The 14,413-nt window shown below is 59.7% G+C and carries 15 protein-coding genes; 3 read left to right on the top strand and 12 right to left on the bottom strand.

What is annotated here, in order from left to right; translation table 11 throughout:
* Positions 1–102: 102 nt before the first annotated feature.
* The 9 genes from AB4O35_RS25620 to AB4O35_RS25580 all read right to left on the bottom strand — a co-directional run bounded on the left by AB4O35_RS25620 (position 103) and on the right by AB4O35_RS25580 (position 9,554).
* On the bottom strand, positions 103–1,620 hold the full coding sequence (locus tag AB4O35_RS25620; protein ID WP_065873345.1) for an AMP-binding protein: 1,518 nt from the start codon (positions 1,618–1,620) through the stop codon (positions 103–105).
* The gene (locus AB4O35_RS25615; protein ID WP_225930708.1) at positions 1,589–3,109 is read right to left on the bottom strand and encodes an AMP-binding protein; all 1,521 of its coding nucleotides are present in this window, start codon (positions 3,107–3,109) and stop codon (positions 1,589–1,591) included. Before AB4O35_RS25615 ends, AB4O35_RS25620 begins: the two co-directional genes overlap by 32 nt.
* Positions 3,110–3,142: 33 nt before the next feature.
* Positions 3,143–3,397, bottom strand: a complete 255-nt coding sequence (locus AB4O35_RS25610; protein WP_065873343.1) for a phosphopantetheine-binding protein — start codon at positions 3,395–3,397, stop codon at positions 3,143–3,145.
* Entirely contained in the window at positions 3,375–4,970 is a 1,596-nt protein-coding gene (locus tag AB4O35_RS25605; protein WP_256530426.1) for a class I adenylate-forming enzyme family protein, read from the bottom strand. Before AB4O35_RS25605 ends, AB4O35_RS25610 begins: the two co-directional genes overlap by 23 nt.
* Before the next feature lie 11 nt (positions 4,971–4,981).
* On the bottom strand, positions 4,982–5,959 hold the full coding sequence (locus AB4O35_RS25600) for a beta-ketoacyl-[acyl-carrier-protein] synthase family protein (protein WP_065945316.1): 978 nt from the start codon (positions 5,957–5,959) through the stop codon (positions 4,982–4,984).
* Position 5,960: 1 nt separating this feature from the next.
* Positions 5,961–6,869 (bottom strand): hypothetical protein, encoded by a 909-nt coding sequence (locus tag AB4O35_RS25595; RefSeq protein ID WP_065873340.1) that lies wholly within the window; start codon positions 6,867–6,869, stop codon positions 5,961–5,963.
* A 10-nt stretch (positions 6,870–6,879) separates the two neighbouring features.
* Positions 6,880–8,187 (bottom strand): type III PLP-dependent enzyme domain-containing protein, encoded by a 1,308-nt coding sequence (locus tag AB4O35_RS25590; protein WP_065873339.1) that lies wholly within the window; start codon positions 8,185–8,187, stop codon positions 6,880–6,882.
* Entirely contained in the window at positions 8,168–8,473 is a 306-nt protein-coding gene (locus AB4O35_RS25585) for a hypothetical protein (protein ID WP_065873338.1), read from the bottom strand. The genes AB4O35_RS25590 and AB4O35_RS25585 overlap by 20 nt, the downstream gene beginning before the upstream one ends.
* A gap of 193 nt (positions 8,474–8,666) precedes the next feature.
* Entirely contained in the window at positions 8,667–9,554 is an 888-nt protein-coding gene (locus AB4O35_RS25580) for a LysR family transcriptional regulator (RefSeq protein WP_065880813.1), read from the bottom strand.
* Positions 9,555–9,665: 111 nt separating this feature from the next.
* On the opposite strand from AB4O35_RS25580, the gene AB4O35_RS25575 reads away from it, so the two are divergent.
* The 3 genes from AB4O35_RS25575 to AB4O35_RS25565 are packed head-to-tail and all read left to right on the top strand — an operon-like array spanning position 9,666 to position 12,602.
* Entirely contained in the window at positions 9,666–10,958 is a 1,293-nt protein-coding gene (locus AB4O35_RS25575; protein ID WP_065880814.1) for a CitMHS family transporter, read from the top strand.
* A gap of 1 nt (position 10,959) precedes the next feature.
* Positions 10,960–12,285, top strand: coding sequence for an acyclic terpene utilization AtuA family protein (locus AB4O35_RS25570; RefSeq protein WP_065945317.1), 1,326 nt, complete (start codon positions 10,960–10,962; stop codon positions 12,283–12,285).
* Positions 12,282–12,602 (top strand): AtuA-related protein, encoded by a 321-nt coding sequence (locus tag AB4O35_RS25565; protein ID WP_065873334.1) that lies wholly within the window; start codon positions 12,282–12,284, stop codon positions 12,600–12,602. The genes AB4O35_RS25570 and AB4O35_RS25565 overlap by 4 nt, the downstream gene beginning before the upstream one ends.
* Before the next feature lie 110 nt (positions 12,603–12,712).
* Here AB4O35_RS25565 and AB4O35_RS25560 read toward each other — a convergent pair whose 3' ends face one another.
* The 3 genes from AB4O35_RS25560 to AB4O35_RS25550 form a co-directional block, all read right to left on the bottom strand.
* Positions 12,713–13,084: a glutathione S-transferase N-terminal domain-containing protein gene (locus tag AB4O35_RS25560; RefSeq protein ID WP_065873333.1), complete on the bottom strand. Its 372-nt coding sequence runs from the start codon at positions 13,082–13,084 to the stop codon at positions 12,713–12,715.
* A 102-nt stretch (positions 13,085–13,186) separates the two neighbouring features.
* Positions 13,187–13,732 (bottom strand): GTP cyclohydrolase I FolE, encoded by a 546-nt coding sequence (gene folE, locus AB4O35_RS25555; RefSeq protein WP_003442011.1) that lies wholly within the window; start codon positions 13,730–13,732, stop codon positions 13,187–13,189.
* Between the two features lie 78 nt (positions 13,733–13,810).
* Positions 13,811–14,368: a Smr/MutS family protein gene (locus tag AB4O35_RS25550; RefSeq protein WP_065873332.1), complete on the bottom strand. Its 558-nt coding sequence runs from the start codon at positions 14,366–14,368 to the stop codon at positions 13,811–13,813.
* Positions 14,369–14,413: the final 45 nt, after the last annotated feature.

Raw genomic sequence — 14,413 nt, 5'->3', positions numbered from 1 at the left:
GGAAAACGATTGACGCCGGCGCCTGTCCGGCGCCGGTGCGTGAGTGATGGGCATTTTCGCCGTGGTGGCGGGAAGTTTTTTATATGTGCTTGCAGGTGGCCATCAGCTGACGGACAGCGGCTCTTTGTGTTGATCCACCAGCTGTTGGCGGTCGATCTTTCCATGCAGTGTCACGGGGAAGGTCTGACAAAAGAACAGGGATTTCGGGATCATGTAGGCCGGTAATTGTTCTGCCAGGAACTGGCGCAGTGCGGCGCGGTGGGTTGCACTGTCCTCGCGCAATTGAATGAAAAGTTGCAGGTCGATGACCTTACCCTCTTCCTTGATCGGCACCGCGCAACACTGGGTCACCTCCACATAGCGGCATACACTGCTTTCAATTTCGGCCAGCTCGATACGGTTGCCGTTCAGTTTCAGTTGCCCATCATCCCGACCGTGGATAAACAGCGATTGTTCGTTATCCAAAAAACCCCGGTCACCTGTGGCGTAGTAACGTCCGAACTCGTCATGGCTGAATGCACTGTTACGTGGGTCGTCCTCAGGCAAGTAGCCCAGTGCGACTTGCGGGCCGTACAAACGCACTTCGCCTATTTCGCCTGGCGGGAGGCTCTGACCCTCGGCATCGACGATCCTGATCCCGGTCAACCCGCAGGCAGCGCCAAGGGACAGTAGGCCTGCGACGTGCTGGGGCGGCTGGCCAAGCTCGAAGGTATGGGTCATGCCGGTGGTCTCGGTCGGGCCATAACCGTGCATTACCTCCAGGCCCGGGAAACGCGTCTGCAACTGGGTCACCAACCCCAGCGAGGCGCGCTCGCCGGCCATGAAAAACCGCTTCAGGTCCGGAAACTGCTCCCCGCTGAACAAAGGGTCCTTCAACATCAAATCGACAAAGCTTGGCGTGGAGAACCAACTGGTGACCGGGCTTTGCGGATAGCGCGACATCAGGCGGATATTTTGCCGCGGCAGCATGTTGTGGCGGTGATCCAGCATCAACAGGGCTCTGCCCTCGCACAGCACCGGGAAAAGGTCGAGCAAGCCCATGTCGAAGGAGAAACAGGCGTGGCTCACATGGCATCCGTGTGCGATACCGTCACGGATCATCGGGCTGTACCAGATCGAGAATGCGGCGAAGTTCTCATAGCTGACGACGACACCCTTCGGTTCACCGGTGCTGCCCGATGTTGGGAGAATATAAAAGGCTGGCTGGGTCAAATTGGGTTCGAGTGGCAGTGATGCCGGGTCGCCGTTCTCCAGGGTGGAGGTCACCCATTGGGGCCAAGGGTCCAGACCCTCGAGCTTCTGGGGCGTCGCCGTGAGGATCAGCTCGGCGCGGGTCAGCCGGGCAATTTTTTCAATTCGCGCAATGGGGTTGGACTGGTCGGCAAAGCTAAAGCAGCAACCCTGGCTGATACACGCCAGCATGGCGGCCACGGCATCCATTTGCTTGTGGCCGTGAACCAGCACGTTACGGCCTGCCCATGGTGCGAGCACCTGCGCAATCGCGGCGGTGCGCACGCCCAGTTCGGCAAAGCTGTAGGTGCCTTGCTCGTTGATCAACGCGGTCGCTGTGCTCTGATATTTCAGCCGCTCAAACAGCGGTTTGATTTGCGATAAAAACATATTTTTCTCCGTTGTCCAAAGCCAGTTGGCGGGCAGCTGAACGATCCAGTTTGCCGTTGTGATTGAGTACGGTGCGGGGCGTGCTGTACCAGTAACGCGGGATCGCCCACGGGGGGAAATGGGCTTGCATGGCGTGGCCAAGTTGTGAAAGTTCGCAGGTTGCATTGAGGATCACGCAGGCCTGGATTGCCTCTGCGTTGCCTTTGCGCCAATACGGCTCTACCACCGCATCGGCGACCAGGTTGCGGTCGCGCAGGAAACGTTCGATTTCATGCAGGTCAATACGGTATCCCTGGATTTTGACCTCGCCATCTTCACGCCCCAGGAAGTAGTACCAGGTGCCATCAAACAGGCCGATATCTCCGGTGGCGTAAGTCGGCTGCCCATCCGCATGGCTGAAACTGGCCTGACGCGCAGGCGCTGCATTGAGGTAACCCGGGCCGACGCACTTGCCGCTGATCAACAGTTGCCCGCGGCCAGCAGCGTCCACGGGCTGGGCCAGTTGCAGCACTGCGCCGGGCCTGGCGCGACCGATCGGCAGGGGCAGTGACGAGGTCACCATGTCCTGGGTAATCAGCACTTGTGACGCCGCCACGGTACATTCGGTAGGGCCGTACGTATTGACCACCTCACTGCCTGGGAAGCGCGTCCACAGCTGGGTGACGATCGCTTTGGGCAGCGTTTCACCGCAGAAGATAAACCGGCGCAACTGCGCCAGTGTCTGCCCAGTGAAGGTCGGGTCCAGCAAGTAGAGGCGCATCATCGACGGCGTAGATACCCAGCAGGTCAATGCCATCTGTGCATGCTGGGCAATCATTTTGCGGGTGTTGATCAAGTCTCTATGGTCGAGCACCGACAGCGGTTGCAGAAACTGCCAGGCGAGCCAGATTTCAAATAGGGAGACATCGAAGCAATACCGCACATTTCCGGTGATAGCCCCATCAAGTGGAAAGTCGCTGCGTATCCACGCCACGAAATCGACTAAATTGGCCTGGCTGACCTGAATGCCCTTGGGCTCCCCGGTGGTTCCCGAGGAAAACATGATGTAAGCCAGCAGGGGGCCGCTTGCGTTGTCTATCCACTTGCGCGTGTCGTCCAGCAAATGCCGCAGCGCTGCAGGGGCATGGTGCTGCCACGGCAAGGCGGCGAGGTCAATCACCTTGGCATTGGTGGCGTACAAGGGAAGGGCGTCGGTGTTCAGAATCAAACGGGCGCCGACCGTACGGGCGATCCGTTCCAGCCGCTCGGGAGCGTTGTCAGATTCAACCGGCACAATCGGACAACCACACAGCAGGCAGGCCCACCAGGCCGCCAGGAAATCGAAGGATTTGTGGCCATAAACCAAGACCGGCGCCAGCGGCGTCTCGCTGCGTGACGGCTGGCGCACTATTTCAATGGCGATATCCTGCGCGCGGTGGGCGAGCGCCGCGTAGCTGTACGTCATTGAGTGGTGGCGCCATGCGGTATGCGCTTGATCCTCAAAGCGCATAAACACCGTTATGAGCTCAGACCAGGCGTCCATTCATGCCGCCCGGCTGGCGAGTTTGAGTTCGATGAAGTTCGACAGGCTGCCCACGGTCTCGAAGTGCTGGTATTCCAGTGTGGCCGGGTCGAGCACCAGGTCCTCGATGCGCTCCTCAAGGTACATAATGAGTTCGATATACAAACCGCTTTCAAATCCCAGGTCGCGCTCCAGGTGTGTGCGCGCACTCAGCTCCGAGAGGTTTGACGTTTCCAGAACCAGCCCGATGGCTTCAATAATGGTTGGCGTATACATGTTGGCTCCCTGTTTGTTGTGTGCTCCCGACGTTCAGGCTGTTCTCCCGGTGCGGCAGTAGGGCGGACAGCTGGCCGCGGTCAACTTTCCCGTTATTGTTTTTGGGCAAAGCCTCACTGAAGTAATAGCGGTGCGGCCGCTTATAGGCTTCAAGATGAGCCTGGCAAAAGGCTTTGAGCTGCGCGGTGTCGAGGGGCGCGACGCATTCGATACAGGCCACGATTTCGTCACCATAGACAGGGTGGGCAACACCGAGCACTGCGACCTGGAGCACTCCCGGCATGCGTTTGAGTACGCTTTCGACTTCCCGGGGAGCGACTTTTTCGCCATTGGTTTTCAGGATGTCATCGCTGCGCGAAAGGAAATACAGCAAGCCCTGCTCATCCAGCCGGCACACGTCGCCGGTGTAGAGGACCGACTCACCGGGCAATGGGCCAGGCCGCAGCTTCTTCGCGGTCTGCTCCGGGTTGCGCCAGTAGCCGCGCATCACGGTTGCCCCGCGGATCACCAGTTCACCCGTGGCATTGCTGCGGTGTGCAACGCCGCTGTCGTCCACCACCCAGAGTTCGGTGTTCGGGATGGCATAGCCCACGCTGTCTTTGTGCTGGGACAACAGGGCCGGGGGAAGCCAGGTACAGCGATGGCACTCGGTCAGCCCATACATGGAAAAAATCTCGGCTTGCGGGAAGAGCGAGACCAGTAGGTCGATGTCGCTCGCGTGCAGTGCCGCTGCGGTGTTAGTGATTTTGCGCAGGGAGGAAAAGTCATAGCGCTTGGCCAATGGCGCAATGATCGCCAGCAGTGTGGGAACGATCGGCAGGATGGTTGCTTGGTGCTTGACCAGCTGTTTGAGGGCAAACAATGGACGGCTGAAATCCTTTTCGATAATCAGCGTTGCGCCCACCTTGGTCGCCATGATCGCTTGATACAGCCCATAGTCGAAGCTCATGGGGATCGTGCAGAAAATCCGGTCGCTGGCTGCCAATTGCAAATAGGTGGCGACGGAGTCCGCCGCGCTGAGCATATTGCGCTGGGTCAACATGACCCCCTTGGGGTCGCCCGTCGAACCTGAGGTGTAGATCAGGCAGGCCAGGTCAATATCCAGTGCGCCCTCGACCACCAATGGCATCGCTGAGGTGATTGCCGCCATTTGTTGCAGGGAGAGCAGTGACGAATGACTTTCTGGCGCGTCGGGAACCTGGTCAAACAGCACGCGTAGTTCAAGGTCATTTGTCGCCGCTGCCAACGCGGCGGCTTGCCCTGACTGGGCAATCAGCAGGTGCGACGCTGCGTTGTCGAGTAACCAGCCGACTCGGGCCAGCGGCGTGTCCGGGTTTACTGGCACAAACACGGCCTGCAAATATTGCACGGCCCAAAAGCAGACGACGAAATCCACCCCGTTCGGCAGCCAGACCAATACCCGGTCGCCGCGTTCGACCTGCAGCTGGCGCAAGTAGGCGGCCGTATTGATCACGCGTTGATGGAGCGCGGCCCAGGTCACGGCATGTTCACCCTCGATCAGTGCTGTGCCCTCAGGGCACTGGTGTGCAGCGTGCACCAGCCACTGGGTCAAATGGTTTGTGCTCATGTCTGATCCTCATTATTCAATTCAAGAACGACGGCTGCAAAGGTGCCCGCGATGCCGGACGCCACGGCGAGAATAGGGCCTACGGCTACAGCGTTATCGCGGTGCGTCAGCAGGCTTTTCAGGTTGAGGAACGTGTCGCTGCAAAAGCAATGTCCCAACTGGTACAGATGACGGCGGTAAATGATGTCCCGGGAAAAGCCTGCTGCGTCGGCAATCCTGTCGAAGGTGGGTGGGCTGATGTGGTACGGGATCAGCGTACGCAGCTCTTCAGGACGTCGGCCCGCGTTCAGCAGCGCGGTGTTTACGGTTTCCAGCATGGTGGGAATGAAGGCATGATCGTAGGCGTTTTCACGTTCGCGACTGGTCTCGCGCGTCCGTGTGCCGTAGGCGGCCAGTTGCTGGACATGCATGCCACTCATGCATAAGGCGCCGGGCGAAGGACGTGCGCTGAGCAGGGTGGCGCAGAATGCTTCGCCGAAAAAGCCATTCTGATTGACGTATTGCACGGTGCCGTGGAAGCACTTTTCCCCCGTGATCAATAGGCCGCAGACGTTTTCCTGCCTGGCGTGAGCCGCTGCCAGTTTGGCATCGAGAAACTTCAGTCCGACCAGCGCCGACGCGCACGACGCTTGGGTAACAGAGAAAAACTCTACCTCTGTGCGCCCCAGAAAGCTGCGCACCTTGTTGGCCAGGACAGGCCCAAGATCAAAAGGGCTGGGGCTATTCAGAGAGTGCGCCCAGACCACATAGCCAATCTGCTCGAACAGTACCGGGTCACACTCGGCCCGGAACTGTTGCAAAAGCTGCATCATCAGGTCAGGCAAACCCCCGTGTTCAAACAGGCTGGCCGACTCCATCCGATGAAAACGGCCAAAAATTCGCGTGTTGCGCTCACCCCAGGCATATTTTTCTGCCAGCGCGGACAGCGGCGTGAGGTCTGCAGCGACCAGGCTGGTTATCGTATTGATATACATCTCAGGCTCCCGCCACAAAGCCGGCGCAGGACAGAGAGTCACCCTGTGCCAGCATCAGCAGAATACGGTGGCTGCTCGGCGCAATTTGTTCCAGCCGAGCCCAGGGGGCACAAGACAACAAAGACTCATCCCAGCTCTCGATACGGTGGCTCGCCAACGGCGCATGCTGGCGCAACTGTTCGGCAAAAACCGGCGTGGTCAGGATCAGCAGGGGCAGCCGGTCTTCGCTGGGCGTGAACATAGCCAGCGTGAGGAGTAGGGCATCCAGAGCCTGGCGCGTGGCCGGAAAAGGCACCTTGCGATAGTGTTTGAACGCGATGCTTCCAGGTTGGCCGCCGGCCCGTTCGCTCGGCACGCTGCGCAACAGTACAACGCAGGCGCTGGCTGCTGGGTTGAAACGGGCCAGGCCAGGGCAGTCATACATGATGGCGTCCTGGTCGGCGATCAACAGCAAGGCCTTTTTTTCACGGTTTTCACGGTGGCTGTCATCGAGGTAATCCTCAATGACCTGCAGTGCCAGGAACGTGCTGCTCAAGCCGTGATCGCTGAGAGCAATACCAAACGCATCATGGGCACCGGTCTCATGAATAATGGCGTTGGTTACCGAGCATCCTACCTCTACGTCCGGCGTCCAGTGGGCGAGCACCACCAGATCCAGGTCTTTGAGCAGGGCCTGGCTTGCCAGCTCGCCGACCAGCTGTTTGAGCATGACCTGGAATGCCTGGTTCTGTGCGGCGTACCAGCGAAAGGCATGGGCGTCCTGGGCCTGGCCCACATGGCCATGGGAGTGAAAAAAGCCGTTGACGAAGTCCTTCACGAGCTTCAGTTGTGCGTCGTCGACGGCGGGCGTGGTGGTTGGTTTTTCGAACTGGCGCCATACGATATGGGAACTCGCAAACTCAAGGGACATGGCGATTCCCTCAGGCCTTGGCCAAAGACAAACGCTGACACACCTGCGGAGCCAGCATGGTGTCTACGCTATCGGCTGTGCGGATCAGGAAGGCTTGGTCGTTTTCGACAAGCACTTCGGCCGGGTGACCAAAGCTCAAAAAGCCCACCGGCGACGCACTGGCACCATAGGCCCCGGAATGCGCGATACCGATCAGGTCTCCCGAACGAAGCTCAGCCAGCATGATGTTCTCGCCCAGCAGGTCCGTGGGCGTGCACAGCGGACCGGTCACTTGGTAGCGATGCAGGTCACCGGGCCGGGACGGGCCGAGGCGCGCCATCGGGAAATTTCGACGGATCAGGGAGTTGATGCCGGCAGCGCTGCCGTGGCAGTTTGCACCGCCGTCACACACCGCAAACCACTCTTCACGGGACGGTTTGAGGTAGTTGACCCGCGTCACAAAAATGCCTGCGCGTGCAATCAGGAAGCGGCCCAGCTCAATAACAATTCTGCAGTGTGGAAAGGCCTGTCGATAGTTATTCACCAGCGGAAGCAGTGCCTCGCCCAGGGCGGGCAGGTCGAGCGCTTTTTCCTTGTCGAAATAGCGCACGCCAAAGCCACCACCGACATCCACGAAGTCGAGGGCGATTTCATAGGTTTGCTGGAGTGTGGCGGCCAGTGTCAGGATATTTTGCGTATTGTTGGCAAGGGCCTGCCAATCCAGAATGCGCGTGCCAAGATAAATATGGATGCCCGCCAGGCGCAGTTGCGTCAACTGCCCGAGCAGGGCGAATGCCTGCGGCAATAGTTGCTCATCAATACCAAATTGTCGGGGCTTGCCACTCATCACCAACTTGGCTTTTTCGCCAGTGAAGTCGGGATTGATACGCAGGGCAATGTTTTGGATTACGCCCAGGCCCGCGGCAATATCATTGAGCAAGCGCATTTCTTCGATGGACTCGACCACCACGGCTTTAATGCCCGCCAGGCAACATTGCGTCAACTCGTTAATATGTTTTCCCGGTCCGACAAAAATGATATCGCTTGGTGCCACACCTTGGCGTAGTGCGATTTCCAGTTCCACCAGGGAACACACTTCACAGCCCGTCCCCGCCTCATGCAAGAGCGCAACCAAGGTTTTATTCGGGTTGGCTTTCAGGGAGTAGAAGTAATCGATGTCGTGGGGGAGCGAGCGTTTGAGCTCTGCAAAGTCTGTTTTTATCTGTGTGGCACTGTAGGCATAAAACGGCGTGGGTACGTAGTCTGCCAGCAGCTGATAGGAGATGTTTTCAATTTTGTCGGTGTGGATATAGCGACTATCAGGCGCAAAAGCTGACATGACTGAATTTCCCGTTCAATAACGATTCGATTCGATTGATATCTTTAAAGTTGTCGAACAGATCGTCATCGAGAATATCGAAGAAACTCTCGGAATTACCGGCGGTGGTGTCAACCCATTCACCAATCGCCGAGATAAGGCCAACTAAGTGGATAGAGTCCAATAGCCCCTGCGGTCCATAGATATCTGCACCGTGGTTGATGGCCTGCAACTTATCCTGAGCAACGCCCAGGTTATGCAGCGATGCAAGTATAAAAGCCCGTGCCGTGTTTTCTGATGCGCTCATGAATGTGACAACCCCTTAAACGTCGTAGGCGTGATCATAGCCATGGCGTACACGGAGATTTGCTTGAAATTGCAAGGGCGCGCGTCGCTATCTTCTTATTGATAACGCCTGTTTTCGCAACGAGTGCGAAGCCTGTTTGGACCGGTCTCTTGAAGCTTTAATATCAGTCACAGCGTGTGCGCTCCGGTCCTGTCTACGACGGCGAAAGTTGCTCACTCAGCAAATCGAAACAGCGTTGCGCCGCCGGACTCAGCCCCATCCCGCTGCGACTGATCAACCCGATCTCTCGGTTCACCCCAGGGTGATCGATATTGATACGCTTCAACCCTTCCAGACTGTCCGCCGCCGACTCCGGCAGCACACTGATCCCCAGGCCCTGGCGCACCAGCGCCAACACGGTCGACATGTAGTTGGCCTCCATCCCCGCGTTCATCGTCAGCCGTGTCTCGTCAAACAGCGCATCCACGTGCTCACGCACACTGCTGTCGCGGCCGGTGAGGATGATCGGCTGGTCCGCCAATTGTTCCAGGGTCAGTTGGCGATGGCGGGTGAGGGGATGATCCAGCGGTACAAACGCACACAAACGATCATTCAGCACCGGTACGAATTCCAGGCCGTGGCTGAGCCGTGCCCGCACGCCGATGCCGAAATCCACTTCGCCGGAACGTACTTGGGCGTGAATGCGATGGGCCACCAGGTCATGCAGGCGTACTTCGATCCCGGCAAAGCGCTCGCGAAACAGGCGCAGAACCGGCGGCAGCGAACCGGCACACACCGAGGGCAGGGCGGCGATGGTGACCACGCCTCGGCGTAAGGCGGCGAGGTCCCGGGAGCCGGTGACGATATTGTCCAGGTCCAACAGCAGTTTTTCCATGGGCCCGCGCGCCTCCAGGCCGGCGGCGGTGATACTGACGTGACGTGGGCTGCGGTCGAGCAGGGCGACGCCGAGCCAGTCTTCCAGCTGTTGCACCTGCACGGTCAGCGCGGAAGGCGACAGGTGCAGCTCATTGGCAGCCTTGGTGAAACTGCCCGTGCGGGCCACGGCAAGGAATGCCTGGATGTGTTGGATACTGTTCTTCATTTTGTTTTTCCGAACACCAGCTGGTGAATATTCCAATTTACAAAGAATAACCCGCTTCCAATACTCCAGGGAAAACAATAACCGGCCACAAAGGCCGCTCTGGAGTAACCCATGCTCGCTACCCTGGGTGTCATCACCATCCTGTGCCTGCTCGCTGCCGTCATGAGCAAACGCCTCTCGCCGCTGGTCGCCTTGATCGCTTTGCCGATCATTGCCGCGCTGCTCGGTGGGTTCGGCCTGCAAACCAGCGCCTTCATCATCACCGGTATCAAGAACGTCGCCCCTGTGGTGGGCATGTTTGTGTTTGCGATCCTGTTTTTCGGGATCATGACCGATGCCGGCATGCTCGACCCCATTATTGATCGGATCTTGCGCACGGTGGGGACGCGTCCTACAAGGATCGTCGTGGGTACCGCGACCTTAGCGTTGCTGGTGCACCTGGACGGCTCCGGCGCGGTGACCTTTCTGGTGACGGTGCCGGCGATGCTGCCGCTGTACACGCGGCTGGGCATTGATAAGCGCATCCTTGCGTGTGTCTGCGCGATGGCGGCCGGGGTCAACTTCTTGCCGTGGACCGGCCCGGTGCTGCGCTCCTCCGCGGCGTTACATGTGCCAGTGGCGGATTTGTTCCAGCCGCTGATCCCGGTGCAAATCGTCGGCCTGATCTTCGTATTTGCTTGCGCCTGGTGGCTGGGTCATCGCGAAGAAAAACGCCTGGGCCTCGGCGCCGGCTCGACCGTCGATGCGATGCCGCAGCGGGTGCTCAGTGACGACGACATCAAGCTGCGTCGCCCGCGTCTGTTCTGGGTCAACCTGGTCCTGACCGTGCTGGTGATGGTGGTGATGATTGCCGGCTGGGTCGACCCGGTAGTGATGTTTATGCTCGGCACCGTGGTGGCGCTGTGCATCAACTACCCGAACGTCGACGCCCAGCGCGCCCGCATCGATGCCCATGCCAAGACCGCGCTGACCATGGCCAGTATCCTGCTCGCCGCCGGGGTGTTCACCGGGATCATGCAAGGCACCGGCATGCTCAAAGCGATTGCCGAAGTGGCGGTGGCGCAGATTCCGGCCGGCCACGGCAAGTTGATCCCGGCGGTGGTGGGCTTTATTTCGATGCCGCTGAGCATGCTGTTTGACCCCGACTCCTACTATTTCGGCGTCATGCCGGTGATCGCTGAAGTCGGCAAGGCCTTGGGCGTCGACCCGCTGCAAGTGGCCCAAGCCTCATTGCTGGGCGTGCACACCACCGGCTTCCCGGTCAGCCCGCTGACCCCCGCGACCTTCCTGTTGGTGGGCCTGTGCAAGATCGAATTGGCCGATCACCAGCGCTTCACCATTCCGTTTCTGTTCGCCGCGTCGGTGTTGATGACCCTGACGGCGTTGCTCCTGGGAGTAATTTGAGATGAAAACCTTGCGCATCGGTTCCGGCGCCGGCTATTCCGGCGACCGTATCGAACCTGCCGTGGAACTGGCCGAGCGGGGCGACCTGGATTATCTGGTGTTCGAGTGCCTGGCTGAACGCACGATTGCCTTGGCGCAACAGGCGCGTATCAGTGATCCACAGGGTGGGTACGACCCCTTGCTGAGTGAGCGCATGCGCCGGGTGTTGCCCTTTGTTGGCCGGCCTGAAGGTCGCCGCCGCCTGCGGGTGATCACCAACATGGGCGCCGCCAATCCGGTATCCGCGGCTATTGAAGTGCGGCGGATTGCCGACGAGTTGGGCCTTGATCTTAAGGTGGTTGCGGTCGTCGGCGACGACGTGTTGCACGTGTTGCAGCCCGAGTTTCTGTTGGATAACGGCCAGACTGTCGGCTCGTTGGGCAAACGGCTGATTTCCGCCAATGCCTACCTGGGCGTAGACGGTATCCTGGAGGCGTTGCGCGCCGAAGCGGATGTGGTGATCACCGGGCGCGTGGCCGACCCGTCGTTGTTCCTGGCGCCGCAGATGTTTGAATTTGGCTGGGCGCCTGATGATTGGCGGCGTCTGGGGCGCGGCACGTTGGTGGGGCATTTGCTCGAATGCGCCGGCCAAGTCAGCGGTGGGTACTTTGCCGATCCCGGTTTCAAGGACGTGGATGACCTCGCGCGCCTGGGCTTCCCCTTGGCGGAGATCGATGCCGACGGCGACGCCTTGATCACCAAGGTTGCCGGCTCAGGTGGGCGGGTCAGCCGCGCCACCTGCGCTGAGCAACTGATCTACGAAGTACACGACCCGGCGGCGTACCTCACGCCGGATGTGACGGCCGATTTTTCCCAGGTGGGGTTTGTCGAGGAAAGCGTTGATCGCGTACGGGCCAGCGGTGCCGACGGCCGCGCGCGGCCCGAACAATTGAAGGTCAGCGTCGGCTATCTGGATGGCTGGATCGGTGAGGGGCAGATGTCCTACGGCGGCCCCGGTGCTGTCGCGCGGGCGCAGCTGGCGCGGGATGTAGTCCTCAAGCGCCTTGAGTTGATGGGTGTGAAGATGCAGGACCTGCGGGCGGAGCTGATCGGCATGGACTCGCTCCACGGCCCCCGCAGCACAGTTGAACCCTGGGAAGTGCGCCTGCGCGTGGCGGCCCGCTGTGAGGATCGCGGCGAAGCGGTGCGCGTTGGCAATGAAGTTGAAACGCTCTACACCAACGGCCCGTCCGGAGGCGGCGGCGCGAGCAAAAGCGTGCGCCAGGTGGTGGCCGTGGCGTCGTTGCTGCTGCCGCGCAATGCGGTCAACCCGAGGATCGAAGCATGAAGTTGCACACGCTGGCCCATTCCCGCACCGGGGATAAGGGCGATACGTCAAATATCTCGATCATTGCCTACCGTGCCGAAGATTATCCGCTGCTGTGCGAACAGCTCACGGCCGAACGCGTGGCTGAGTTTTTCGCTGGCTTGCGGGAACCGGGTGCGGCACCTGTGCGGCGTTATGAGTTGCCCAATGTGCAGGCGTTGAACTTTGTATTGCCGGGGATTTTGCGCGGCGGCGTAACCCGGTCACTGGCGCTGGATGCGCATGGCAAGTGCCTGGGTTCCGCGTTGCTCGATTTCGATTTGGTAATGCAGGACTAAATGTGGGAGCGGGCTTGCTCGCGAATGCGGAGTGTCAGCCAGCAAATCTGCAACTGATACACCGCATTCGCGAGCAAGCCCGCTCCCACATTTGGATCGGCGTAACCCTCTCAGACCGCTGCAAACCGCTTGTCCAGGTAATCAATGATCACCTTGGAGTCATACATCCAGGTGGTCTGGCCATTTTCTTCGATACGCAGGCACGGCACTTTGATCTTGCCGCCTTGCTCCAGCAGGGTCTGGCGGTCCTGCTCGTTGTTCTTCGCATCCTTCAATGCCACCGGCACATTCAGGCGGTGCAGGGTGCGGCGGGTCTTCACGCAGAACGGGCAGGCATGGAATTGATAGAGCGTCAGCTCCTTGGCTGCCGCATTCACCAACGCCTGCTGCTCGGCAGGGCGCTGCTTTTTGCGCGGACGGGTAAGAAAGTCGCCCGCGATGATGACGTGGCCGAGGCCCACTCGAAGTGCTTTGACGAACATGGCTGAAACCTCTTGCCCGATACAGAAGGGGCCGCAGCTTACCTCAATTTGGCAGGCGAAAAAAAACCGGCGATGAACGCCGGCTTTTTCGTATGCAGCCTGTTACTTGATCAGGCTGAGGAATTCGCTGCGGGTGGCCGCGTTTTCGCGGAACTCACCCAGCATCACCGAGGTGATCATCGACGAATTCTGTTTCTCGACACCGCGCATCATCATGCACATGTGCTTGGCTTCAATCACCACGGCCACACCCAGGGCGCCGGTCACTTGCATCACGGCATCGGCGATCTGGCGGCTGAGGTTCTCCTGGATTTGCAGGCGACGGGCGTACATGTCGACGATCCGCGCAACCTTTGACAGGCCCAGCACCTTGCCGCTCGGGATATACGCCACGTGGGCCTTGCCGATAAACGGCAGCAGGTGGTGTTCGCACAGCGAGTACAACTCGATGTCCTTGACCAGCACCATTTCGCTGTTGTCGGAGCTGAACAAGGCACCATTGGTGACTTCTTCGAGCGTCTGTTCATAGCCGCGGCAAAGGTACTGCATCGCCTTGGCGGCACGTTTTGGCGTGTCGAGCAGGCCCTCGCGGGAAACGTCCTCGCCGAGTTGGCCGAGGATCGCGGTGTAATTTTGTTCCAGGGACATGAAACTACCTGTGGGGTTTTCGCAAAGCGCAAGGTTACGGTGGCGGACACATCGCTGCAAGCCTGACGAGGGCACTTGTTACTCGTCACGCCCTTCCATCATGGTGCGCTTGAGCATCACATACACTGCCCCCGCGCCGCCGTGGCGGGCCTGGCACGAGGTAAAGCCGAGCACCTGGGCGTGCTGGCGCAGCCAGGTGTTGACGTGGCTCTTGATCATTGGCCGCTTGCCGTCCAGGCGCACGGCTTTGCCGTGGGTAACGCGCACGCAGCGGATTTCGAATTTGGTCGCTTCGGCCAGGAAGGCCCAGAGGGTTTCGCGGGCTTTTTCCACGGTCATGCCGTGCAGGTCGAGGCTGCCTTCGAAGGGGATCTGGCCGGCCTTGAGCTTGCGCATCTGGCTTTCCTGCACGCCATCGCGAGCCCACATCAGCTCGTCTTCGGGGCCGACATCGATCACGAACTGGTCCGACAGGCCATCCACGGTGGTGGCGTCGGTGCGCACGGTCGCGGCCTGGCGCAGTTTGGCGAGCTGCGCCCGGTCGGCCTTGGGTTTGCCGGTGTCGGCGCGATCGTGCTTGATCGGCTTGACGCCGCGCAGCTCGTTTTTGAACAGGGAAAAGTCGTCGTCGTGCATGTTGGCCTCCGCGAAGGGCGGGCAGTTTACCTAAATCGCGGCGGC

Source organism: Pseudomonas sp. H1_A03 (assembly GCF_054685145.1).
Note: the sequence above shows the minus strand (reverse complement) of the source record. Positions and strands in the feature narration are given on the sequence as shown.